20 protein-coding genes and 1 riboswitch are annotated in these 20,977 nt (G+C 66.1%); of the genes, 11 read left to right on the top strand and 9 right to left on the bottom strand.

Annotation, left to right across the window (positions count from 1 at the left end; genetic code table 11):
• Nucleotides 1-112: 112 nt before the first annotated feature.
• Nucleotides 113-448 carry an AzlD domain-containing protein gene (locus tag CEY09_RS04715; protein ID WP_006227691.1) on the bottom strand — a complete coding sequence of 112 codons (336 nt, stop codon included), beginning with the start codon at nucleotides 446-448 and terminating at the stop codon, nucleotides 113-115.
• Nucleotides 445-1,176: an AzlC family ABC transporter permease gene (locus tag CEY09_RS04710; RefSeq protein ID WP_167390017.1), complete on the bottom strand. Its 732-nt coding sequence runs from the start codon at nucleotides 1,174-1,176 to the stop codon at nucleotides 445-447. The genes CEY09_RS04715 and CEY09_RS04710 overlap by 4 nt, the downstream gene beginning before the upstream one ends.
• A 194-nt stretch (nucleotides 1,177-1,370) precedes the next feature.
• Between CEY09_RS04710 and CEY09_RS04705 the strand changes: the two genes are divergently transcribed.
• From CEY09_RS04705 to CEY09_RS04690, 4 genes are all read left to right on the top strand, one after another.
• Complete coding sequence (locus CEY09_RS04705; RefSeq protein WP_006227689.1) at nucleotides 1,371-2,291, top strand: branched-chain amino acid transaminase; 921 nt, start codon at nucleotides 1,371-1,373, stop codon at nucleotides 2,289-2,291.
• A 91-nt stretch (nucleotides 2,292-2,382) separates the two neighbouring features.
• Nucleotides 2,383-2,601, top strand: coding sequence for a zinc-finger domain-containing protein (locus CEY09_RS04700; protein ID WP_006227688.1), 219 nt, complete (start codon nucleotides 2,383-2,385; stop codon nucleotides 2,599-2,601).
• A gap of 35 nt (nucleotides 2,602-2,636) precedes the next feature.
• Nucleotides 2,637-3,059 (top strand): YybH family protein, encoded by a 423-nt coding sequence (locus tag CEY09_RS04695; RefSeq protein ID WP_006227687.1) that lies wholly within the window; start codon nucleotides 2,637-2,639, stop codon nucleotides 3,057-3,059.
• Nucleotides 3,060-3,076: 17 nt separating this feature from the next.
• Nucleotides 3,077-4,177, top strand: coding sequence for a YheT family hydrolase (locus CEY09_RS04690; RefSeq protein ID WP_088587755.1), 1,101 nt, complete (start codon nucleotides 3,077-3,079; stop codon nucleotides 4,175-4,177).
• A gap of 42 nt (nucleotides 4,178-4,219) precedes the next feature.
• On the opposite strand, the gene CEY09_RS04685 is transcribed toward CEY09_RS04690, so the two are convergent.
• Nucleotides 4,220-5,743 (bottom strand): M48 family metalloprotease, encoded by a 1,524-nt coding sequence (locus CEY09_RS04685; RefSeq protein ID WP_052017957.1) that lies wholly within the window; start codon nucleotides 5,741-5,743, stop codon nucleotides 4,220-4,222.
• Nucleotides 5,744-5,800: 57 nt separating this feature from the next.
• Here CEY09_RS04685 and galU point away from each other — a divergent pair, with 57 nt between their 5' ends.
• Nucleotides 5,801-6,652 (top strand): UTP--glucose-1-phosphate uridylyltransferase GalU, encoded by an 852-nt coding sequence (gene galU / locus CEY09_RS04680; RefSeq protein WP_006227684.1) that lies wholly within the window; start codon nucleotides 5,801-5,803, stop codon nucleotides 6,650-6,652.
• A gap of 18 nt (nucleotides 6,653-6,670) precedes the next feature.
• Here galU and CEY09_RS04675 read toward each other — a convergent pair whose 3' ends face one another.
• From CEY09_RS04675 to CEY09_RS04655, 5 genes are all read right to left on the bottom strand, one after another.
• Nucleotides 6,671-7,543 carry a cytochrome c oxidase assembly protein gene (locus tag CEY09_RS04675; protein WP_088588044.1) on the bottom strand — a complete coding sequence of 291 codons (873 nt, stop codon included), beginning with the start codon at nucleotides 7,541-7,543 and terminating at the stop codon, nucleotides 6,671-6,673.
• 95 nt (nucleotides 7,544-7,638) lie between these two features.
• Nucleotides 7,639-8,742 (bottom strand): porin, encoded by a 1,104-nt coding sequence (locus tag CEY09_RS04670; protein WP_088587754.1) that lies wholly within the window; start codon nucleotides 8,740-8,742, stop codon nucleotides 7,639-7,641.
• A 52-nt stretch (nucleotides 8,743-8,794) separates the two neighbouring features.
• The gene (gene mgtA / locus CEY09_RS04665) at nucleotides 8,795-11,602 is read right to left on the bottom strand and encodes a magnesium-translocating P-type ATPase (RefSeq protein WP_088587753.1); all 2,808 of its coding nucleotides are present in this window, start codon (nucleotides 11,600-11,602) and stop codon (nucleotides 8,795-8,797) included.
• Nucleotides 11,603-12,019: 417 nt separating this feature from the next.
• Nucleotides 12,020-12,355 carry a hypothetical protein gene (locus CEY09_RS04660; RefSeq protein ID WP_006226458.1) on the bottom strand — a complete coding sequence of 112 codons (336 nt, stop codon included), beginning with the start codon at nucleotides 12,353-12,355 and terminating at the stop codon, nucleotides 12,020-12,022.
• A gap of 461 nt (nucleotides 12,356-12,816) precedes the next feature.
• Entirely contained in the window at nucleotides 12,817-13,821 is a 1,005-nt protein-coding gene (locus CEY09_RS04655) for a sodium:calcium antiporter (RefSeq protein ID WP_088587752.1), read from the bottom strand.
• 44 nt (nucleotides 13,822-13,865) lie between these two features.
• Nucleotides 13,866-14,065, bottom strand: a riboswitch (yybP-ykoY riboswitch).
• 134 nt (nucleotides 14,066-14,199) lie between these two features.
• On the opposite strand from CEY09_RS04655, the gene CEY09_RS04650 reads away from it, so the two are divergent.
• On the top strand, nucleotides 14,200-15,543 hold the full coding sequence (locus tag CEY09_RS04650; protein ID WP_088587751.1) for an aminopeptidase P N-terminal domain-containing protein: 1,344 nt from the start codon (nucleotides 14,200-14,202) through the stop codon (nucleotides 15,541-15,543).
• Between the two features lie 20 nt (nucleotides 15,544-15,563).
• On the opposite strand, the gene CEY09_RS04645 is transcribed toward CEY09_RS04650, so the two are convergent.
• Entirely contained in the window at nucleotides 15,564-16,028 is a 465-nt protein-coding gene (locus CEY09_RS04645; protein WP_035213782.1) for a TM2 domain-containing protein, read from the bottom strand.
• 79 nt (nucleotides 16,029-16,107) lie between these two features.
• Between CEY09_RS04645 and CEY09_RS04640 the strand changes: the two genes are divergently transcribed.
• The 5 genes from CEY09_RS04640 (at nucleotide 16,108) to ruvC (ending at nucleotide 20,940) form a co-directional block, all read left to right on the top strand.
• Nucleotides 16,108-17,277, top strand: a complete 1,170-nt coding sequence (locus tag CEY09_RS04640) for a UbiH/UbiF/VisC/COQ6 family ubiquinone biosynthesis hydroxylase (protein ID WP_088587750.1) — start codon at nucleotides 16,108-16,110, stop codon at nucleotides 17,275-17,277.
• A 117-nt stretch (nucleotides 17,278-17,394) separates the two neighbouring features.
• Nucleotides 17,395-18,420 (top strand): tRNA dihydrouridine synthase DusB, encoded by a 1,026-nt coding sequence (gene dusB, locus CEY09_RS04635; protein ID WP_167390031.1) that lies wholly within the window; start codon nucleotides 17,395-17,397, stop codon nucleotides 18,418-18,420.
• 36 nt (nucleotides 18,421-18,456) lie between these two features.
• A complete protein-coding gene (locus CEY09_RS04630; RefSeq protein WP_006217670.1) occupies nucleotides 18,457-18,696 on the top strand; it encodes a helix-turn-helix domain-containing protein in 240 nt (79 codons plus the stop codon).
• Nucleotides 18,697-18,802: 106 nt separating this feature from the next.
• Entirely contained in the window at nucleotides 18,803-20,392 is a 1,590-nt protein-coding gene (gene purH, locus CEY09_RS04625; protein ID WP_006226452.1) for a bifunctional phosphoribosylaminoimidazolecarboxamide formyltransferase/IMP cyclohydrolase, read from the top strand.
• Nucleotides 20,392-20,940, top strand: coding sequence for a crossover junction endodeoxyribonuclease RuvC (gene ruvC / locus CEY09_RS04620; RefSeq protein ID WP_088587748.1), 549 nt, complete (start codon nucleotides 20,392-20,394; stop codon nucleotides 20,938-20,940). The genes purH and ruvC overlap by 1 nt, the downstream gene beginning before the upstream one ends.
• The last annotated feature ends 37 nt before the right edge of the window (nucleotides 20,941-20,977 follow it).

The raw sequence follows: 20,977 nt of genomic DNA, 5'->3' as shown, positions 1-20,977 counted from the left end.
GTACCAGGCCCGGATTGCTGTGGATAACTTAATTTTAGCGCAGGCGCCTTACCACACGCTCAAACTGCGTGTATGTCCACCTGGTGGACTATTTATGGCCGAATTGCGGACGTCAACCTGCCAACCAGCGCAGGCCCCACAACACCACCATGCCTACGACGATCACCAGGACCGCGCTACGGGTGCGCAGGAACACCAGGATGGCGACGACGCCGGCCACCAATTTGTAGTCGAAGACCGGCCCCAGGCCTGCCTTCCAGGGTAGCAGGTCCGGGACGACGATGGCCGTCAGCGCGGCGGCGGGGGCGTAGCGCAAGGCGCGGCGCACGCCGTCCGGCAGGGGAATGTAGTCGCCGAACAGCATGAAGCCGGCGCGCGTCAGCACGCTGCACAAGGCCAGCAGCAGGATGGCGGAATAGACGTAGAGCTCGGAGGGCCAGAGGGTCATGGACGCGCCTTGAAGAAACGTTCAGCCCACATGCCGGCAGCAACGCCGGCGATGACGGCCGCCGCCAGCCCCAGGCGCAGCGGCAGCGCCTGCCCCACCCAGGCGACGACGCCCGCCGCCAACATGGACACCAGCATCGGCTTGGAACTGGCCAGCGGCACGGTGATCGCCAGCAGCGCCAGCACTGCGGCGAAGTCCAGCGACCAGTTCGTGGGCACCATCGCGCCCAGGTAGATGCCCACGATTGAGGACGACTGCCAGACCAGCCAGCCGGGCACGATCGTGCCCAGGAAGAACCACAGTTGCTCGCGGGTGCCCCGTTCGGCCGAATCGCCGTAGCGCGGCATGAACAGCACGAAACCCATGTCGGTCGTGAAGTAGCCCAGTCCCAGCCGCTTGGGCCAGGACATGTGGCGGAAATAGGGATGGAGCGCCGCGCCGAAGATGATGAAGCGCAGGTTCACGACGCAGCCGGCGGCGAAAATCAGCCACAGCGGCGCGCCCGTGGCGATCAGCGGCAACGACGTCAGTTGGGCGGACCCCGCGTAGAGCAGCAGGGTCATGGCCAGCGCCATGGTCTCGGTCAAACCGGACTTGACCATGGCCACCCCGGTCACCAGGCCCCAGGTCGCCGTGGCGATCAGGGCCGGCACGATGGCATGGATACCGGCGCGGAATGCGGCCAGGCGTTCCTGGCGGATTTCGGGAAGCGCGGATTCAGAGGACAACGGCTGACCCCTGGCGATTCGGACAGGACGACATGGGAACTCTAACGGGTTGCGCGGGCCGAATGGCACCACGCCGGTGCGCGGACAGGCCGGTATTGTAACCTCGCCGCTTGATACAATAGGCGCCTCAAGATTCTTGACCCCTTGGGGCCTGGCGCGCTGCGCCAGTCCTGGCGCTCTGTGTGGAGAAGACCATGTCGATGGCTGACCGCGACGGTTTCATCTGGTATGACGGCAAGCTCGTCCCATGGCGAGACGCGACGACGCACGTCCTGACGCATTCCCTGCACTACGGCCTGTCCGTCTTCGAAGGCGTGCGCGCCTATAAGTCCGAGATCGGCACTGCCATCTTTCGCCTGGAAGACCACACCAACCGCCTGTTCAATTCAGCGCACATCTACCAGATCCCCATGCCGTTCGATCGCGACACGATCAACGAAGCACAGCGGATGGTCGTGCGCGAGAACCAGCTGGAATCGGGCTACCTGCGGCCGCTGGTGTTCTACGGCCCGGAGAAAATGGGCGTGTCGCCCAAGGGCGCCCGCGTCCATGTGGCGATCGCCGCCTGGCCGTGGGGCGCGTACCTGGGTGAAGACGCCCTGTCGCAAGGCATCCGCGTGAAGGTGTCGTCGTTCGCCCGCCAGCACGTGAACGTCACGATGCCGCGCGCCAAGGTGGCCACCACCTACGCCAATTCCATCCTGGCCAATACCGAAGCCCTGCAAGACGGCTATGACGAGGCCCTGCTGCTGGATACCGACGGCTTCGTGGCCGAGGGTTCCGGCGAAAACCTGTTCATCGTGAAAGACGGCGTGCTCTGCGAACCCGAGATCGCCTCCGCCCTGACCGGCATCACGCGCTCGACCATCCATGCGCTGGCCGCCGATTTCGGGTTGCGCGTGGTCACCAAGCGCCTGACGCGCGACGACGTCTACATCGCCGATGAGGCCTTCTTCACCGGCACCGCCGCGGAAGTCACGCCGATCCGCGAGGTCGACAACCGCCAGATCGGCGCAGGCCGGCGCGGCCCGGTGACCGAGAAGTTGCAGATTGCATTTTTTGACATGGTGCATGGCCGCATCCCGAAGTACCATCACTGGCTAAGTAAAGTCTGAAGTTTGACGCTGACCCGTGCGGTCTTGTCCCCGACAGGGCCGCATCATTGCCCCAACCTGCCGTTTATCGGTTCTTTTTTCAGGAATATCCATGACCGCTGCTGCCCCGGCCGCCGTCCCCCACGCTCACGAAGTCATCGAGGTCGGCGCTGAAGACCTGCCCGTGTTCTGTCCCGGCCCGAAGGCGCCGCTCTGGAGCATGCACCCCCGCGTCTTCCTGGACGTGGCCCGTACCGGCTCCGCCAGCTGCGCCTACTGCGGCGCCGAGTACCGCCTGAAAGCCGGTACCGTGCTGCACGGCCACCACTAAGCCCGCCGCACAACGCCTACCCGTCACTCGCAGCCATGTTTGCCACCCCCGAAGAAGCCGAACACGCGTTCTACGAAGCCCTGGAACTGGGGGACACCGTCCGCCTGATGCAGGTGTGGGCCGACGACGAGGAAGTCGTCTGCATCCACCCGGGCGGACTGCGCATCGTCGGCCACTCGGCGGTGAACGAATCCTGGCAGCAGGTGCTGGCCAATGGCCCGCTGCACGTCCGCCCGCTGCGCCCGCTGGTCATGCTCAGCATGATGTGCGCGGTGCACGTGCTGGTGGAGCAGGTGGCGGTGCGCACGCGGGAAGGCACGCAGTTCGCAAACTGCTACGCCACGAACATCTACCACAAGGGCCCCACCGGCTGGCGCATGGTCATGCACCATTCGTCGCCGGCGCCCACGGAAGCCGGGGTGCTCGATTTGCACGACGTACCCGACATGCTGCATTGAATCGGGTGGATTTTTAGTTGGCCGCTGCTCGTCTAGATACGTCCCCCTGCCCCGTTCCCTCCTGGTTGCCCGGAGGCGATGCCCAGACGGTCTACGCCTCGGTATTCGCGCAATACCACCGGATCGCGTTTGTGCGCGACCGGGTGGAAACGCCGGACACCGATTTCGTGGACTTCGACTGGACCGGCCCGGGCCTGTTCCCGCACAAGGCTGCCGACGGCGCGCCCGTCAGCGGGCAAGGCCCGGTCGCCAATGGCAAGACCGCCGCGGCGCGGTGGATGACGGATGCGGACTGGAAATCGCTGCCGCAAACGCCCGACACGCCCGCGCTGATCCTGTTCCACGGGCTGGAAGGCGGCAGCAACAGCCGTTACGCCCAGTCCGTCGCACATTATTTCCGCGCGCGCGGATGGATCGTCGTGATTGCGCACTTCCGGGGTTGCTCGGGCGTACCCAACCGCCTGGCGCGCGCCTATTACTCCGGTGATTCCGCCGAAGTGGGTTTCCTGCTGGAAACGGTGCGCAGCCGCATTCCGCATGCGCGTTGGCATGCCGTCGGCGTTTCGCTCGGCGGCAACGCGCTGCTCAAGTATCTGGGGGAACACCAGGAAGACACCGGCTGGCTGACCGCCGCCGCGGGGGTTTCCGTGCCGCTGGATCTGGTCGCCTGCGGCAAGACGCTATCGACCGGCATGTTCAACCGGCGCGTCTACTCGGCCCATTTCCTGAAGACGCTCAAGCACAAGGTGCTGGAGAAGGCCCACCGCTTTCCCGGGTCCATCGACGTGATGCGCATTGCGCACGCGCACGACCTGCGCGAATTCGATGACACCTACACCGCGCCGATGCATGGTTTTCGCAATGCGCTGGATTACTGGACGCGCGCATCCAGCAAGCCCTGGCTGCCGAAGATCTCGGTGCCGACACTGGTGCTCAACGCCCGCAACGACCCGTTCATCCCGGCGGCGTCGCTGCCCAAGCCGGAAGAATGCGCGTCCGTCATCCTGCTGCATCAGCCCACCGACGGCGGGCATGCCGGCTTTCCCACGGGCCCTTTCCCGGCGCACCTGAACTGGCTGCCCCAGCGCCTGGGCCGATTCTTCGAAACCAGCCTGTAGGAAATCCCCGGGGGGCGCCCCCGGGCATTCCCCGCTGCCGCTTTACCCCGACTTGAAGCGCTCGAGCAGTTGCCGTTCTTCGGCAAGCTTGTCCTTCACTTCCTTGATCTGCACGTCGATCTGCGATTGCTCGTAGAAGTCGGTAGACAGCCCGCGCGCCTGCTGCAACTGCGATTCCGCCGCGGCGAATGCGCCGGTCATGAGGTAGTAGCGCGCCAGATCGCGCCGGGCCTGTACCGGCTTGCCGTTGCGCTCCTCGCTTTGCGCCAGCATCTGATAGAGGCTCGGCTCGTCGCTGCCCCACTGCTTGATCTTGGCGCGCAGATAGTCCTGCGCCTCGGCGTGGCGGCCGTTGCTTTGCAGCGCCTGGGCGTAGGCGATGCCCAGCGCGCGCTGATCGGGCCAGCGCTTGGTGGCCGACTGCGCCAGTTCAAGCGCGCGCGGATACTCCTTGCGGGCCAGCGCGATATCGACGCTGAGCTTGGCCAACTGGGCGGAATTACGCCCCCCTGCCGTGGCCAGATTCCACAGGCGGTCGGCTTCGGTCAGGTTGTTGCGCTGGAAGGCCTGCAGGGCCAGGCCGTAATACGCGGCCGACTGGCGCACGCCAGACAAGGCCTGGGCTTCGTCCTGCAACTGCTGGCCGGCCGAGCGCAGGCTGACGGCATCGCGCCCCTGCACCACGCGCATCTTGGCGCGCACGTACCAGAAATCGTCCGAATCCACGTGGCGCGACGGCGGCACCGAGCGCACGCGGTTCTGCACATCGGACATACGCTCAATCGACAGCGGGTGGGTACTGGCCCATGAGCCGCCGCCTGCCCCTTCGTTCAGGCGGGAGGCGTTCATCAGCCGCGAGAACATCTGCGACATGCCTTCGGCGTCGTACCCGGCCTTGGTCAGCATCTGGAAGCCGGCACGGTCGGCCTCGCGTTCCGCATCGCGGGAAAAACCCAGCTGACGATTGATGGCCGCGGCCTGGCCGAAGGCGGCCACGCCCATCGCCAGGTTGCCGCCTCCGCCAGCCAGGGCCGCCAGCAGCGCGCCGGCCAGGCTGGCCAGCATCAGCATGCCGTTCTGGCTTTGCTGCGTCATGCCGCGCGCGATGTGGCGCTGCACGACGTGGCCGATTTCGTGGGCCACCACCGCAGCCAACTCGGATTCGCTGCCCGAGGAGACGATCAGGCCGGTATTGATGCCGATAAAGCCGCCGGGCATGGCGAAGGCGTTGATTTCGGGGTCGCGCACGCCGAACATCTCTACTTCCGGCACCGCGCCAGGCGCAAAGGCCGCCAGCTTGCGGCCCATGGTGGTCAGATACTGGCTGAGTTCAGGGTCGTCGACGTAAGTCGGGTCGCGCCGGCCTTGCGACATGATGGCTTCGCCCAGGCTGCGTTCCAGCATGGGTGAAAGATCGGCCGCGGACGCGGCGCCCATCGTGGGCAGGCCCACCGGCTGCGCCCAGGCAGCAACGGGGATGGAGGGGGCGAGCAAGGCGGCGCACAGTCCGGCAATCGCGCCCCGTTTCGCAATAGAGCAAATGGATGGCATTTTCCTGCGGTTCATAAGCCTATGATAGCGATGAGCTTAAAATGTTTCACCGATACCCCAAACGAGGTCTCAATGCGTCCCGTCCGTAAAGCCGTTTTCCCTGTCGCCGGCATGGGCACCCGCTTCCTGCCCGCCACCAAGGCGATGCCCAAGGAAATGCTGCCCGTGGTCGACAAGCCGCTGATTCAATATGCCGTGGAAGAGGCCGTTGCCGCGGGCATCACCGACCTTATCTTTGTGACCGGCCGCAACAAGCGCGCCATCGAAGACCACTTCGACTCCGCGCCTGAGCTCGAATCCGACCTGGAAAGCAAGGGCAAGCACGAGCTGCTGGCGATGGTGCGGGGCATTCTACCTGCGCACGTCAATTGCCTCTACATCCGGCAATCGGCCCCGCTGGGCCTGGGCCACGCCGTGCTGTCGGCCGCCCCCGCCGTGGGCGACGAGCCTTTTGCCGTGCTGCTGGCCGACGACCTGATCGACGCCGACACGCCCGCCATGAAGCAGCTGGTGGACATCGCCGTGGCGCAGAACGCCAGCGTGCTGGGCGTGCAGGACGTGCCGCGCGCCGACACCCGCAAGTACGGGATCGTGGCCACGCGCGGCGGCGATACCCGGCTGGATGCCCGGACCGAACGCGTCACGCATATCGTTGAAAAGCCCGAGCCCGACGCTGCGCCGTCCACCTTGGCGGTCGTGGGCCGCTACGTGCTGGAAGCGGCCATTTTCGATCACCTGCGCTCGACCAAGATGGGCGCCGGCAATGAAATCCAGCTGACCGACGGCATCGCCTCGATGATGCGCGAACGCGCGGTGTTTGCGCACCGCTTCGACGGCGTGCGCTACGACTGCGGCAACAAGGCGGGCATGTTCCAGGCCACCGTGGCCCTGGGCAAGAAGTACCACGGCCTGCTGCCGGAATAAGCAGGCCGCAAGGCCGCGCTAGGCGGATGCCGCCGCGCGCGCCTTGGCCCGTGCGCGGGCATCGCGGTCGGCCTTGCGCAAGCGGCCCTTGCCTGACAGGCGCATCAAGGTGCCCAGCGCCACCATCAAGCCGATCACCTCCACCAGCGCCGCCGGTATCCACATGGTCAGGCCGCCGATGGTCTGGTCGGTCTGGGCGGACATCGCGATGGCGCGGCCGCACAGCTCGAACAAGGGGTAGATGTCGCTTTCGGTGAAGGCGATGACCGCGCCCGCCACCATTTGCGGCAGCATCGTCAGCACGGGCGAGATGACCCGGCCGCCCGGCGTCATGGCCGCAGGAGGCGCGGGACGGCGGTCCAGGATCAGGTTCCAGTACATGAAGCCGCTGATCACGACCGACCAGTTCATCAGCCGGTACAGGCGCCAGTCCAGCATGGAATAGAACTGCACCGACGGAATCAGCCAGACCAGTACCAGGAAGACGAACAGCGTCGGCACGAAGATCTTGTTGGTCAGCACCGCGACCGTGGCGCGGCCCGTGCCCGTGCGCAGAAAATCACGCAGCCGGATGCGCCAGGCCATGGGCAGCCCTGCCCGCATGACCTGCCCCGGAAACGCCGCCATCACCAGCAGCGGCCCCAGATGGTGCAGCACCAGATGCTGGATGCGGTGGATGAAGAACATGCGCTCGGCGTAGTAGTCCACCCGCGTATGCATCGACAGGTACAGCAGCACCAGGCCGGCCCAGAAGAAGACGCGGCGCGCACCCGTCACATGGTGAACCCGCTGGCCGCGCACGAACAGCACGATCGCCACCACGAAGGAAGCGACCAGCGTGGGAGAGAACTCCCAGGGTATGAGCCATTCAAGACTATCCATACGGGCCATCCGGAAGACATCGGGGAAGACGGGAAGGGCGCGATGCGCCATCCCCGCCGATTGTAGTAGACCCCGCCAGCCCGTGCTCCGGTGGCCCGGAGGGATCAGAAATGGTGCGAAATGCCCGCGCCGACACGCGTGGTGTGGGAATTGTCGGGGTCGAACTGGTTGTCCAGCGTGTAGTTCGACGCGTAGCCGGCAAATCCGTATAGCGTCGTGCGCGGGGACAACGCGTAGGTATAACCCAAGGTCGCAAGCTGCGCATTGCGCGCCGTCATACCGTTGTCCCAATGCCAGTTCGGCCGCGCCAGCGACCATTGCACAAGGATGGCGCCCGGGCCGACGGGTATGCTGACGCCCGCCAGCCACGCGTCGACCGTGCCGCCGCGCACGAAAGGCGCCGGACCCAAGCCCATCCCCAAGCCGTCGGGATCGCCCCCGTCCAGTCCCGCATAGCCGTTCTTCTGGCGCGACCAGGCCACGGACAGCTTGAGCACTTCGAAATCGTACGAGGCCCCCAACTGCAACGCCTGGGGCCGCCCGCCGCTGCCTTCGGGCGCCTGGGCCAACCGCAGCTGGTCCCACGTGGCCACGGCCAGCAAGGGCCCGCTTTCGAACTTCAGGCCCATGCTCAGCGCGCGATTGTTCTGATTCGTGCGGAATTGGCCCTGGTCCCCAGCATCGAACGAATAGCCGACGCCCGCCTGCAACCCGTTCCAGGTAGGCGAGGTGACATTGACCATATTGCTCAATTGGAAATTGTCGGACGCCTTGAAGGTGGCGCCCATGCCCATGTCCTTCCACGAGGCGATCTCCAGCGCGTTCCCGTAAAGCTGGCCGATCGTGTGCTGGCGCCCGAACCGGACTTCGCCCAGGCTGTCGTGGCCAAGCCCGACCCACGCCGCGTAGTTGAACAAGCGGCCGTCTTCCTCCGAGTTGCCGTTGGACGGGTTAAAGCCGCTTTCCAGCTGGAAACGGCTATGCCAGCCTCCGCCGAGGTCCTCGGCGCCCTGCAAGCCCCAAAGGGAATCCGTCAGGCCGCCGTTGAGCAGGCCGCTGTGGCTGCCCTGCCCCGACACGCTCGTCACGGCCACGCCGGCGTCCACGATGCCGTACAGGTGCACGCCGTATCCCTCATCGGCGGCCAGCGCCGCCAGCGGCAGCCCCAAGCCGCCTGCCACCGCGGCGGCACAGAATGCGATTCTCATATTCTTCTCCCGATGGCGGCGGGCGTTGCGGCCCGCCGCAGCATGCACAGACTTATTGCCAGCCGTAGCGGCGTACCCAGATGCCCTTGAGCAGTTGCGTCAGGACGCAGTAGCTCAACAAGATGCCCACCAGCCACGGGAAGTAGCTCCACGGCAACGCTTGCAGCTGGAAGTATTCAGCCAGCGGCGAGAACGGCAGGATCAGCCCCATGACCACCACCATGAGCGTCATCGCCATCAACGGCCATGCGGCACGGCTTTGCAGAAAGGGAATCTTGCGGGTGCGGATCATATGCACGATCAAGGTCTGCGACAACAAGCCTTCGACGAACCAGCCCGACTGGAACAGCGTCTGATGCTCAGGCGCGTTGGCCTGGAACACGTACCACATGAGCGCATAGGTGGCGATGTCGAAGAGGGAGCTGATCGGACCGAAGAACACCATGAAGCGACCCAATCCGTCCGGGTCCCATTGCTGCGGCTTTTTCAGGAGTTCTTCGTCGACATTGTCGAACGGAATCGCCGTCTGGGAAATGTCGTACATCAAATTCTGCAGCAGCAGGTGAATGGGCAGCATCGGCAGGAAAGGCAGGAAGGCGCTGGCCACCAATACCGAAAACACGTTGCCGAAATTCGAGCTGGCGGTCATTTTCAGGTACTTGAGCATGTTGCAGAAGGTCTTGCGGCCTTCGATCACGCCGTCTTCCAGCACCATCAGGCTCTTTTCCAACAGGATGATGTCGGCCGCCTCCTTCGAGATATCCACCGCGGAATCCACCGAAATACCCACGTCGGCGGCGCGCAGGGCGGGCGCATCATTGATGCCGTCTCCCATGAAACCCACCGTATTGCCCTGCGCGCGCAAGCTGCGCACGATGCGCTCCTTGTGTGCGGGCGTCAGCCGGGCGAACACGTTCGCTTCGAGTACGGCGGCGGCAAGCTGCGTGTCGTTCATGGCCTCGATCTCGGCGCCCAGATAGACTTTGCGCACCTCGAAATCCACTTCACGGCACACTTTCTGCGTGACCAGTTCGACGTCGCCCGTCAAAACCTTCACCTCGATGCCAGAGGCCTTCAACGCCGCCAGCGCGGGGCCGGTCGATTCCTTGGGAGGATCCAGGAAGGCGATATAGCCCACCAGCACCAGGTCGGATTCATCCGCCACGCCATAGACCTCCTGCGTGGGCGGCATTTCCTTGACGCCCACTGCAATCACTCGCAGGCCGTCGCGGTTCAGCTCGGCCGTCACCCGGCGGATGTCCGCCCGGCGCGAATCGGTCAGCAGGTGCACCTCACTACCCACGCGCAACCGCGTGCAGGCAGACAGCATTTCTTCCAGCGCCCCCTTGCAGATCAGTTCGTGGTGGTCGCGGCCATTTTCGGTCTCGTTGACCACCACCGACATCCGGCGCCGCGAAAAGTCGAAAGGAATCTCATCGACCTTGCGGTAGCGGGATGCCAGGTTCAGGCGACGCTGCACTTCGGCATGCTGCAGCACCGCCACGTCCAGCAGGTTCTTCAGGCCGGTCTGGTAGTAGCTGTTCAGGTAGGCGTAGGCCAGCACATCGTCGCTGGTGGTGCCGTAGACGTCCGTGTGGCGTTCCAGCACGATGCGGTCCTGCGTGAGCGTGCCGGTCTTGTCGGTGCACAGCACGTTCATCGCGCCCAGGTTCTGGATCGCATCCAGCCGCTTGACGACGACTTTACGGCCCGACATGCGCAATGCGCCCTTGGCGAGCGTGGCCGTGACGATCATCGGCAGCATCTCGGGGGTCAGCCCCACCGCGATGGCCAGCGCGAAGAGCAGCGCTTCCAGCCAGTCGCCCTTGGTGAAGCCGTTGATCAGCATGACGATCGGCGCCATGACCAGCATGAAGCGGATCAGCACCCAGCTGACGCGGTTGATGCCCTGCTGGAACTGCGTGGGCGCGCGGGTGGCCTGGGTGACGCGTCCTGCCAGATGGCCGAAATACGTGTTGGCCCCCGTCGCCACGACCAGCGCGCAGCCCGAGCCACTGACCACATTGGTGCCCATGAAGGCCATGTTCTCCAGCTCGAGCGAATTGCCGGTCTCCTCGCGCTGGACGGCATGCTTTTCGACCGGCAGCGATTCGCCCGTCAGAGCAGCCTGCGCGATGAAGAGGTCCTTGGCGTTCAGGATGCGGCAATCGGCGGGAATCATGTCGCCCGCGGAGAGCAGCACCACGTCGCCCGGCACCAGCTCCGCCAGCGGCACTTCCAACTGATGCGAGCCGGACTCGTGCAGGGGCGCGCCGTAGGGGCGGTGGCTGGTGCCGTCCCCCGCTGACGCCATGGGGCCGCTGCGCAGCACGGTGGCGGTGTTCTGCACCATGGCCTTCAATGCCTCGGCCGCCCGGTTCGAACGGAGTTCCTGCGCAAAGCGCAGCACCGTCGAAATCACGACCATCGATCCGATGATCACGACTGCCGTCCAGGACTGATCGTCCGGTTCGGCCATCCACACATCGGTCAGCCACGACAGGGCGGCCAGCGCGGTCAAGAGAAGATTGAACGGGTTGCGGTAGGACAGCCACAGGTGGGCGGGCCAGGACAAGGGCTTCTCGTGGTCAACCTCGTTGGCGCCGTGGCGCTCGCGCGCGGTCTGCGCCTGATCTTCAGACAGGCCTCCCCGGCCGCTGCCCAGCAGCGAAAACAAGGCATCCAGGCCCATGCGGGACATGTCGAGCATGCGGCGGTTGGCGCGGCGCGACGTGTCGGAAGCGGCGGACGCCGCAACGGTATGGCCGCCTTGCTCAAGCATGGGGGACCGCCGGAAGTGGCGGCCTGCGCGCCGTCGGCCTGCGGCGGAAGAAAAAAACGATTTCAGGAACGTCAACATCGGAGTGCTCCGGTTTTTGGTGTTGTTGTCGGAGACACGGGCGCGCCTGCCCCTCGGCCTGCGCGCGGGCAGCAGCGGGCCGCGGCTTTCGCGGGAAAGCCGTCAATCCGCCGCGTACAGGCGTGCGCAGGCACCGGGGCAAAGTTGCCGGTGTCCGGATCGCGTCGAAGTCGCGCCGGGTGCGGAAAACGGAAAGGGGGCTAGCTAGGGAATCGAAACCGGCGCCGTTGGCCTCTGGGGGCGTGGCCGGGGATTCTTTGCTGCGGAGTCCGTCGGAACCGGGATGACTGTCCGGCCGGTCGGCTCGCAGGGAGATGACAGGTCAGACAGGCATGCCGGCGCCATGCACTTGGCGCGATCGAGGTTCGGGGTCTAAGGCACTAGGCATGATCTCTCCTGTGGGGATAGGCGCTGGCGTCAGGCCATTGCGGCGGCTTGCGCGCCGAAATGCACGTGGCGCACGGCGGGATTGGCGCTCAGGCGGCGCGCTTGCGACATCAGTTCCGCCCGCAGTTCCGGGGGGCAATTGACGGTGATGCAAGCCGACGCCATGCTCGGGTCCTGGCCTTGGTCGATCTGCACTTGCGAGACATCCAGGCCGGCGGCGCTGAAGTCCAGGCAGATCTGCTTGCGCAAGGCGCCCAGTTCGTCGCGCGGACAGATGACCGTCAAGCGCGACGTGCCGCGGCGGCGGCCCAGGGCGGTGGCGCGGTCCACGCCAGCGCGGCGTAGGAACAAGTCGAAGAAACGCATAACGACCTCCATTGCAAGAATGGGGAGCGTGATCGCGAGTACGCGAGCGCAACTGCGCGGCGCATGACGGACGAACACAAGACGTGCACGAACGCTGGCGCTGCGGCAAGCGGCGGTTCTGGCGGTTTACGTTGGGGAGATTCCCGGCAAGCCGAAGGCCTGCGCTATTGCCTGGACTCGCGCCCGAGGCTTGGGATACGCCGCAACCTGCATGACAGGATGCGGCAGATGGAGTTCTGCGTGTTTCCTGTCAGACAGCGAGGTCGATGCAAGATCGACTACTTTCGCCGGAATCGGTATTCACGAAGACTGCTCCTGGGATGGATAACAACGGAATTTTACGCGGGTTTCCACTGATGGACAAGGTTTATGGGCCTTAACTGCCCGGAAAACCGCCAAAAAATGCAAAAGCGGCGCAGGCCCCGCTGAGCCTGCGCCGCAATTCGCACCAAGGTCCGGGATCAGACGTAGAAGTGCCACCCCAGATATGCCGCAAACAAGGCATAGAAGCCGCCCACCGCCGACAAGGCCGGCACGCTCATCACCGAGCGGCGGAAACGCAGCCACAGCAGGCCGATCGACAGCATCGTGAACAGGCCCGCGGCCAGCAAGGGGGCATCCAGCAGCCACGGCGTCATGAAGATACCCAAGGCGCTGGGGATGGTGGCCTGGATCATCATCGCGCCCGAAATGTTGGCCAGCGCCAGGCGTTCCTTGCCTTGGCGCACCCAGATCAGCGCGTTCATGATTTCGGGCAATTCGGTGGCGACGGGCGCCAGCAGCAAGGCGGCCACGTGCGGCGACGCGCCCATGAAAATTCCCAGCACTTCGATTTGGTTGACGAACACGTGCGAGGCGCCCGCGATGACCACCAGCGCCAGGATCGTCTGCGTCGCGGCCCAGAACATGGTCGGGTCCTCATCGCGGGGGCGCAGCTTGAGCGGCTCGAGGTCCTCGCTGTCGGTCCGTTCCTCGTCATGGCTCAGTTCGCGCTTGATGTACAGGCCGTACGTCGCCAGGAACAGGATGCCCAGCCAGGGCTTCCACGCGAAGGCCAGCAGGCCCAGGCCCACCTTGAAGATGAAGATGCCCATGAACCAGGCCTGGTCGCGGGCCAGCCGGCGCTGGTCCGCGTTGATACAGTTGGCTTGCGTCGTCTGGCCCCGGCGCGCGCGCCACAGGGCGAAACCCACTACGGCGTACGCCAGGGTCGCCAGCACCAGGGGGCCGCCCATGGCCGCGCCGACGCCGATGTCTTTCTGCTCCGGGGTGTCGCCGAACATGACGGCCATGAAGGTGACCGCGCTTTCCGGCAATGCGGTGCCGAACGCGGCCAGCACGGTGCCGGTGGCGGTGGCGCCCAGATGGAAGCGGTGTCCGACCCATTCAACGCCATTGACGAAGAATTCGCAGGCGAAGTAAATCACTGCCGCGGACAGGAAAAACAGAAACAGGGTGAGCAACATATGAACGCAGCCGGACGAGCAGAAACCAATTGGCGCGACGCTACGGCTCGCCCGGCCAGGGTGAACGCAACGCGGCCAAAGGTCTCGCCTGGCTGATCCATGCGGCGGGCAGGCCGCTTGCATGGAAACCGTTAGCGCCATGGAGTTCTAGCAACCGCTACGCGGCCCTGAACCACCAAGTCTGTTGACGCTAACTCCTTTGGGGACAAAGGATGGCTACTCCCCAATGACAGAGCCGCGATTGTAGCAGCGCGAATCTGACGGTCCAGTGAATCCCGCGCGGACGCCGCGGGAACCCCGCCCGCTGTTGTTTCCGCGCGATAGCGGGGTAAAGTAAGCCGCATCCACACCTTCGCGGGGTTCGCGCCCCTGCCCGCCATGAGCCTGCCTCCCGCCGACATCGCCCCCTTCGCCGCCCGGCGCCAACGCCTGATGGACCGGATGCGCGCCGACGGCGGCGGCATCGCCATCTTGAGCACGGCCCCCGAAGCAATCCGCAACCGCGACGCCGAATTCCCGTACCGTCACGACAGCGACTTCTTCTACCTCACCGGGTTCACCGAACCCGGCGCCTGGCTGGTGCTGATCGCAGGAGCGACCGACCGCGCCGTGCTGTTCTGTCGCCCGCGCCACGTGGAACACGAGATCTGGGAAGGCAAGCGCTTCGGCCCCGAAGCGGCCGCCGCCTATTTCGGTTTCGACGATGCGCACGCGCTGGACGCCCTGGACGAAGTGGTGCCCACGCTGATGTTGGACCACCCCACCCTGTACGCGCCGCTGGCCGGCGACAAGCGCACGGACGGCCGCCTGCACCGCTGGCTGGCTACGGCGCGCGACGCCAGCCGCGCCGGCCACGCGCCGCCTTCGCGCCAACAGGACATCCGCCCGCTGCTGGCGGAAATGCGGTTGATCAAGGACCCGGCCGAAATCGCCGCGATGCGGCGCGCCGCCAAGATCTCGGCCGGGGCGCACGCGCGCGCCATGCGCGTCGCCCGCGCCGGTATGCACGAATACGAGCTGGAAGCCGAGCTGCTGTATGAATTCCGTCGCCACGGCGCCCAGGCTGTGGCCTATAACAGCATCGTCGCAGCGGGCGCCAACGCCTGCGTGCTGCACTACCCGGCGGGCGAAGCCGTGCTGCGCGACGGCGACCTGGTGCTGATCGACGCCGGCTGCGAGGTGGACAGCTACGCCAGCGACATCACTCGGACCTTTCCCGTGAACGGCCGCTACAGCGGCCCGCAGCGCGCGCTGTATGACCTGACGGTGGCGGCACAGGAAGCGGCGGCCCAGGCCACCGCCCCCGGCCGCACCTTCAACGACGGCCACGAAGCCGCGCTGCGCGTGCTGGCGCAAGGCATGCTGGACTTAAAGCTGTTGAAGGGATCGCTGGACGGGGTGCTGGAATCCGGCGACTACAGCCGCTTCTACATGCACCGCACCGGCCACTGGCTGGGCCTGGACGTACATGACGTGGGCGACTACCGCCAGCCGGGCCCCGCCCAGGGCGCCGACCGCCCCTGGCGCAAGCTGGAGCGCGGGATGATGCTGACGATCGAGCCGGGCATCTATGTGCGCCCGGCGGACGACGTGCCGGAAAGCTACTGGAATATCGGTATCCGCACCGAGGACGATGCGCTGGTGACGGATGAAGGCTGTGAACTGATCACCCGTGGCGTGCCGGTAGAGGCCAGCGAGATCGAAGCGCTGATGCGCGAATAGCCGGCCCCACAGCCCCGACCCTACAGCACCAGCCCGTCCAGCCAGCCCATCGCCACCCAGACGTAGACCACCACCATGGCGATGGCGAACATCGAGACGACCGAGCCCACCAGGCAGGCCAGGATGGCGACCAGCACCGGCCCCCATCCCGTGGCGGTGGGGCGGCCCAGCTCGGGGTTGTACAGGCGGTCGAATTTCTCGTCCGGCATCAGCGAGAACACCGCGCTTTCGATGAACCCGTCGATCATCGGAATGAAGACCAGGAAGAACGCGGGGTTGTCGTACCAGACGGGGTAGAAGCGAAACGCGCAGAACAGGCAGACGAGTGACAGTGTGGTGACCAGCCAGGCGTGGCGCCGGCCCAGATACCACCAATGGGCGCCCAGCCAGCCGAACAGGCAGGCCAACAGCCCCACGGCGACTTTGCCGCGCGGGCGGCGGGCGGATACGGCGGACAGCGAAGGGGAAGCCTGAACCTGCGTCATATCGATCAACCGGGAGAGTGGGCCGCGCGACCCACCGCGCTGGCTGTCCCGGATTGTAGTGGACGGTTAAAATCGGGACATGACTGCATCCGCCTTCGACATTGCGATTCTTGGCGCCGGCCCCGTGGGCCGCGTTCTGGCCCTGATGCTGGCGCGCGTGGCACCGGATCCGGCGCGCATCGCCCTGCTCGCGGGCGCCGCGCCCGCCCCGGCGACGCCTGCTGCGGCCGTGCCCGCGGCCGACCCCCGCGTGCTGGCCATGAACCATGGCAGCCGCGTGCTGCTGGAATCGCTGCATGCCTGGCCCGAACGTTCGGCCGACATCCGCAACATTCATGTATCGCAGCGCGGACGGCTGGGCCGCACCGTGATCCAGAACACCGACTTCGGCGTGCCGCAGCTGGGTAGCGTCGTCGCCTATTCGGGGCTGCACGCCAAGCTGGACGAATGCGTGGCCGCCTGTGGCGTCACCGTCCTGCCGGGCCCTGCCGCGCGCGTGGACAGCCAGGACGCGGACGGCGTGCGCATCGTGCAGGGCGACACCACGCTGCTTTGCCAGGTCGCCGTGCAGTCCGACGGCGCGGGCGCGGCCGACGTACGCCGCGACTACGGCCAGCACGCGGTGCTGACCACCGCCCATGCCACCCTGCCGCGCCGCGGCTGGGCCTGGGAACGCTTCACCGCCGAAGGACCACTGGCCTTGCTGCCCCACCCGCAGACGCCGGACGCCTATTCCGTCGTATGGTGCAGCGCCCCGGATCGCGCCACCGAACTGGCCGCGCTGGACAACACGGCTTTCTCGAAAGCGCTGTCGGCCGCTTTCGGCGACCGCCTGGGCCGACTGTCCAGCCAGGCGCCGCGCCATGTCTTTCCGCTGTCGCTGGCCGCCCGCCGGGCGCAAGTGCAAGGCCGCGTGGCCGCCATCGGCAATGCCGCCCAGACCCTGCACCCGGTCGCGGGCCAGGGCCTGAACCTGGGGCTGCGCGACGCCGCCCGCCTGGCTCAGACGCTGGCGGGCTGGCTGGCCCGCCCCGAGGCCAGTCCCACCGCCCTGTTGGCGGAGTTCGCGCAAGCGCGTCAGGTCGACCGCTTCATCACCGCCGGCCTGACCGACCTGATGCCCCGCGTGTTCGCCACCGGCCTGGCCCCGGTGGAGCATGCGTGCGGGCTGGCCTTGCTGGGGATGGATCTGGCCTCCCCGTTGCGCGCGCCGCTGGCCCAACATCTGCTGCAAGGTTTCCGCGCCTGATTCCGCTCTCGTTCCGCCCCCGCCCGGGGTGCGGAATCGACTGCTTTCGCCCCCGTTTGTTACCAAGCTGTTGCCAGCTGAAAACGGGGGTTCGATCGAGCCGGTTAAAATGTGACCATGCGCATAGGCCAATGGACCCTTCCCAACAATGTTCTTGTCGCGCCCATGGCGGGCGTGACGGACCGCCCTTTCCGGCAACTTTGCAAGAAGTTGGGGGCCGGCTATGCCGTGTCGGAAATGGCCGCCAGCAACCCCAAGCTGTGGGATAGCGTCAAGACGTCCCGCCGTCTCAATCACGACGGCGAGATCGCCCCCATTTCCGTGCAGATCGCGGGCGCCGACCCGGCCATGATGGCCGAAGCGGCCGTCTTCAACGCCGGCAAGGGCGCCCGGATCATCGACATCAACATGGGATGCCCGGTGAAAAAGGTCTGCAATGTGGCCTCCGGCTCGGCGCTGCTGCGCCACGAAGACCTGATCGTCCGCATCCTGGACGCCGTCGTGTCGGCGTGTGCGCCGCTGGGCGTGCCGGTCACGCTGAAGACCCGCACCGGCTGGGACCGCGAGAGCCGCAACGCCTTGCGCGTGGCGAAACTGGCCGAAAACGCCGGCATCGCGGCCCTGACCTTGCATGGCCGCACGCGCGCCGACCTCTATACGGGCGAGGCGGAATATGACACTATCCGCGCCGTCAAGGCCGAGCTGACGATTCCCGTGATCGCAAACGGGGATATCGACTCGCCTGAAAAAGCCAGGCACGTCCTGGATTACACTGGCGCCGACGCGGTCATGATTGGCCGGGCGGCCCAGGGCCGTCCCTGGATTTTCCGCGAAATCGACCACTACCTGCGCACGGGCGAAACACTGGCCCCTCCCTCGTATGGGGAAATGCGCGAGCTGTTGCTCGAACATCTCGACGACCATTACCGGTTCTATGGCGAGCACACCGGCGTACGCACGGCGCGCAAGCATATCGGCTGGTATCTGGACGGCCTGCCGGGCGCGGATTCGTTCTGCGCCCGCATGAACCTGATCGACAACACCCGCGACCAGTGGCGGGCGGTGTCTGATTGGTTCGACATCATCTCGCGCGACGGCGAGCCCCATCCGGCGCCGGTCGCAGAAGCCCTGCTGGCGGCATGACCGCCTCAACACCAACATAAAAATATCTGTACTCAAATGAGCAAGAAAGATGTCCTGGAAGAATGCGTGCGCGCCAGCCTGGAGCGCTATTTCGAAGACTTGGGTGAATCCGAGCCCCACGATATGTGGGACATGGTGATGCGCTGTGTGGAGCGCCCGGTGCTTGAAGTAGCGCTTGAGCGGTCGGGCGGCAACCAGTCGCGGGCATCCGAAATGCTGGGCATCACCCGCAACACCCTGCGCAAGAAGTTGCTGGCGCACAATATCCAGGTATAGCTTTTCCGCGTGGACGGCCCCTTGCCGGGCGCCGTCCGCCCCGCCCTCCGATTTCCCATCCCGACCTGAACGAGAAAGGCGCTGCGCCCGACTCCCGTCCCCCACCATGAAAATCGAAACCGCCCTGCTTTCGGTGTCCGACAAGACCGGCATCGTTGAATTTGCCCGCGCCCTGGCTGCGCGCGGCGTACGCCTGCTGTCGACTGGCGGCACCGCCAAGTTGCTGGCCGACGCCGGCCTGACCGTCACCGAAGTGGCTGCCCACACGGGTTCGCCGGAAATCCTGGATGGCCGCGTCAAGACGCTGCACCCCAAGATCCACGGCGGCCTGCTGGCGCGCCGGGACAGCGCCGAGCACATGGACACCATCAAGGCGGCGGGTATCGATCGCATCGACATGCTGGTGGTCAACCTGTACCCCTTCCGTGAAACCGTCGCCAAGCCGGACTGCACGTTCGCCGATGCGGTCGAGAACATCGACATCGGCGGCCCGGCCATGCTGCGCGCCGCCGCCAAGAACCACGGCACGGAAGCCGGCGGCGTGACGGTCGTGATCGACCCGATCGATTATTCGCGCGTGCTGTCGGAAATGGACAAGAACGGCAGCACCTCCTACGGCCTGCGCCTGGCGCTGGCCTCGAAGGTCTACGCCCACACCGCCGCCTACGACGGCGCCATCGCCGCCTACCTGACCAGCCTGACCGAAGCCGAACCGGCCCAGGAAGCGGTCCCGGCGCGCACCGAATGGCCCGGCACGCTGACCCTGCAGGTCAAGCAGGAGCAGGCGCTGCGCTACGGCGAGAATCCGCACCAGACCGCCGCCTTCTACGTGGACGCGCAGCGTCCGGCCGGCCTGCTGGGCAATTACCGCCAGTTGCAGGGCAAGGAACTGTCCTACAACAACATCGCCGATGCGGATGCCGCATGGGAATGCGCGCGCAGCTTCGACGTGCCTGCCTGCGTCATCGTCAAGCATGCCAACCCCTGCGGCGTCGCCGTGGCGGCCGACACGCTGGGCGCGTACCAGCAAGCATTCAAGACCGACCCGACCTCCGCGTTCGGCGGCATCATCGCCTTCAACCGCCCGGTGGACGCCGCCACGGCCGAAGCCGTCAGCGCCCAGTTCCTGGAAGTGCTGCTGGCCCCGGCCTATGACGGCGCCGCGCTGGCCATCCTGGCCGCCAAGAAGAACGTGCGCGTGCTGGAAGTGCCGATGGGCGTGGGCCAGAACGCCATGGACATCAAGCGCGTGGGCGGCGGCTGGCTGGTGCAAAGCCCGGACGCCTACAACGTGCCGCGCGATGCGCTCAAGGTGGTCAGCAAGCGCCAACCCACCGAGCAGGAAATGAACGATCTGGCCTTTGCCTGGAAGGTCGCCAAGTACGTCAAGTCCAACGCCATCGTCTTCGTGGGCGGCGGCATGACGCTCGGCGTGGGCGCCGGCCAGATGAGCCGCATCGACTCGGCCCGCATCGCGTCGATCAAGGCGGAAAACGCCGGCCTGACCCTGAAGGGCTCGGCCGTGGCGTCTGACGCGTTCTTCCCGTTCCGCGACGGCCTGGACGTGGTGGTGGCGGCAGGCGCGACCTGCGTGATCCAACCCGGCGGCAGCATGCGCGACGACGAAGTCATCGCCGCGGCCGACGAGCATGGCATCGCCATGGTGCTGACCGGCACCCGCCACTTCCGCCACTGATGCGCGTCCTCGGCATCGATCCCGGCTTGCGCCGCACCGGTTTCGGTGTGATCGATGCCGACGGCTCGCGGCTGCGGTACGTGGCCAGCGGGACCATCGTGGTCCCACCGGCGCTGACGCTGGCCGAACGCCTGAAAGTCATCCTGGACAATCTGCGCCAGGTGGCGCGCGACACGCAACCCGACGTCGCCGCGCTGGAAATCGTCTTCATGAACACCAACCCCGCGTCCACCCTGCTGCTGGGGCAGGCGCGGGGCGCCGCGCTGTGCGCGCTGGCCGACAGTTCGCTGACTGTCCACGAGTACACCGCGCTGCAGATCAAGAAAGCCGTGGTCGGCACCGGACGCGCCGCCAAGGAGCAGGTGCAGATGATGGTGCAGCACCTGCTTGCGCTGGACGGCACGCCCGCCCCCGACTCCGCCGACGCGCTGGCCTGCGCCATCTGCCACGCCCACGTCGGACCGCTGCAGGACAAGCTGGAACGCCTGGGCACGTCGCTACGCATGAGCGGCAAGACGCGCATCCGCAACGGACGCCTGATCGGCTGAACGCGCCCTTGCGCGTATAGAATGCCCGCATTCGCCG

This window comes from Achromobacter marplatensis, from assembly GCF_002209535.1.
GTDB classification, from domain to species: Bacteria; Pseudomonadota; Gammaproteobacteria; order Burkholderiales; family Burkholderiaceae_B; genus Achromobacter; species Achromobacter marplatensis.
This window is presented reverse-complemented; position numbering and strand designations above follow the sequence as displayed.

Coding starts and splice junctions, on each gene's coding strand:
- CEY09_RS04715 (WP_006227691.1), bottom strand. CDS start 448: ATGACCCTCTGGCCCTCCGAGCTCTACGTCTATTCCGCCATCCTGCTG.
- CEY09_RS04705 (WP_006227689.1), top strand. CDS start 1,371: ATGTCGATGGCTGACCGCGACGGTTTCATCTGGTATGACGGCAAGCTC.
- CEY09_RS04700 (WP_006227688.1), top strand. CDS start 2,383: ATGACCGCTGCTGCCCCGGCCGCCGTCCCCCACGCTCACGAAGTCATC.
- CEY09_RS04695 (WP_006227687.1), top strand. CDS start 2,637: ATGTTTGCCACCCCCGAAGAAGCCGAACACGCGTTCTACGAAGCCCTG.
- CEY09_RS04685 (WP_052017957.1), bottom strand. CDS start 5,743: ATGAACCGCAGGAAAATGCCATCCATTTGCTCTATTGCGAAACGGGGC.
- galU (WP_006227684.1), top strand. CDS start 5,801: ATGCGTCCCGTCCGTAAAGCCGTTTTCCCTGTCGCCGGCATGGGCACC.
- CEY09_RS04675 (WP_088588044.1), bottom strand. CDS start 7,543: ATGGCCCGTATGGATAGTCTTGAATGGCTCATACCCTGGGAGTTCTCT.
- CEY09_RS04670 (WP_088587754.1), bottom strand. CDS start 8,742: ATGAGAATCGCATTCTGTGCCGCCGCGGTGGCAGGCGGCTTGGGGCTG.
- mgtA (WP_088587753.1), bottom strand. CDS start 11,602: ATGTTGACGTTCCTGAAATCGTTTTTTTCTTCCGCCGCAGGCCGACGG.
- CEY09_RS04660 (WP_006226458.1), bottom strand. CDS start 12,355: ATGCGTTTCTTCGACTTGTTCCTACGCCGCGCTGGCGTGGACCGCGCC.
- CEY09_RS04655 (WP_088587752.1), bottom strand. CDS start 13,821: ATGTTGCTCACCCTGTTTCTGTTTTTCCTGTCCGCGGCAGTGATTTAC.
- CEY09_RS04650 (WP_088587751.1), top strand. CDS start 14,200: ATGAGCCTGCCTCCCGCCGACATCGCCCCCTTCGCCGCCCGGCGCCAA.
- CEY09_RS04645 (WP_035213782.1), bottom strand. CDS start 16,028: ATGACGCAGGTTCAGGCTTCCCCTTCGCTGTCCGCCGTATCCGCCCGC.
- CEY09_RS04640 (WP_088587750.1), top strand. CDS start 16,108: ATGACTGCATCCGCCTTCGACATTGCGATTCTTGGCGCCGGCCCCGTG.
- dusB (WP_167390031.1), top strand. CDS start 17,395: ATGCGCATAGGCCAATGGACCCTTCCCAACAATGTTCTTGTCGCGCCC.
- CEY09_RS04630 (WP_006217670.1), top strand. CDS start 18,457: ATGAGCAAGAAAGATGTCCTGGAAGAATGCGTGCGCGCCAGCCTGGAG.
- purH (WP_006226452.1), top strand. CDS start 18,803: ATGAAAATCGAAACCGCCCTGCTTTCGGTGTCCGACAAGACCGGCATC.
- ruvC (WP_088587748.1), top strand. CDS start 20,392: ATGCGCGTCCTCGGCATCGATCCCGGCTTGCGCCGCACCGGTTTCGGT.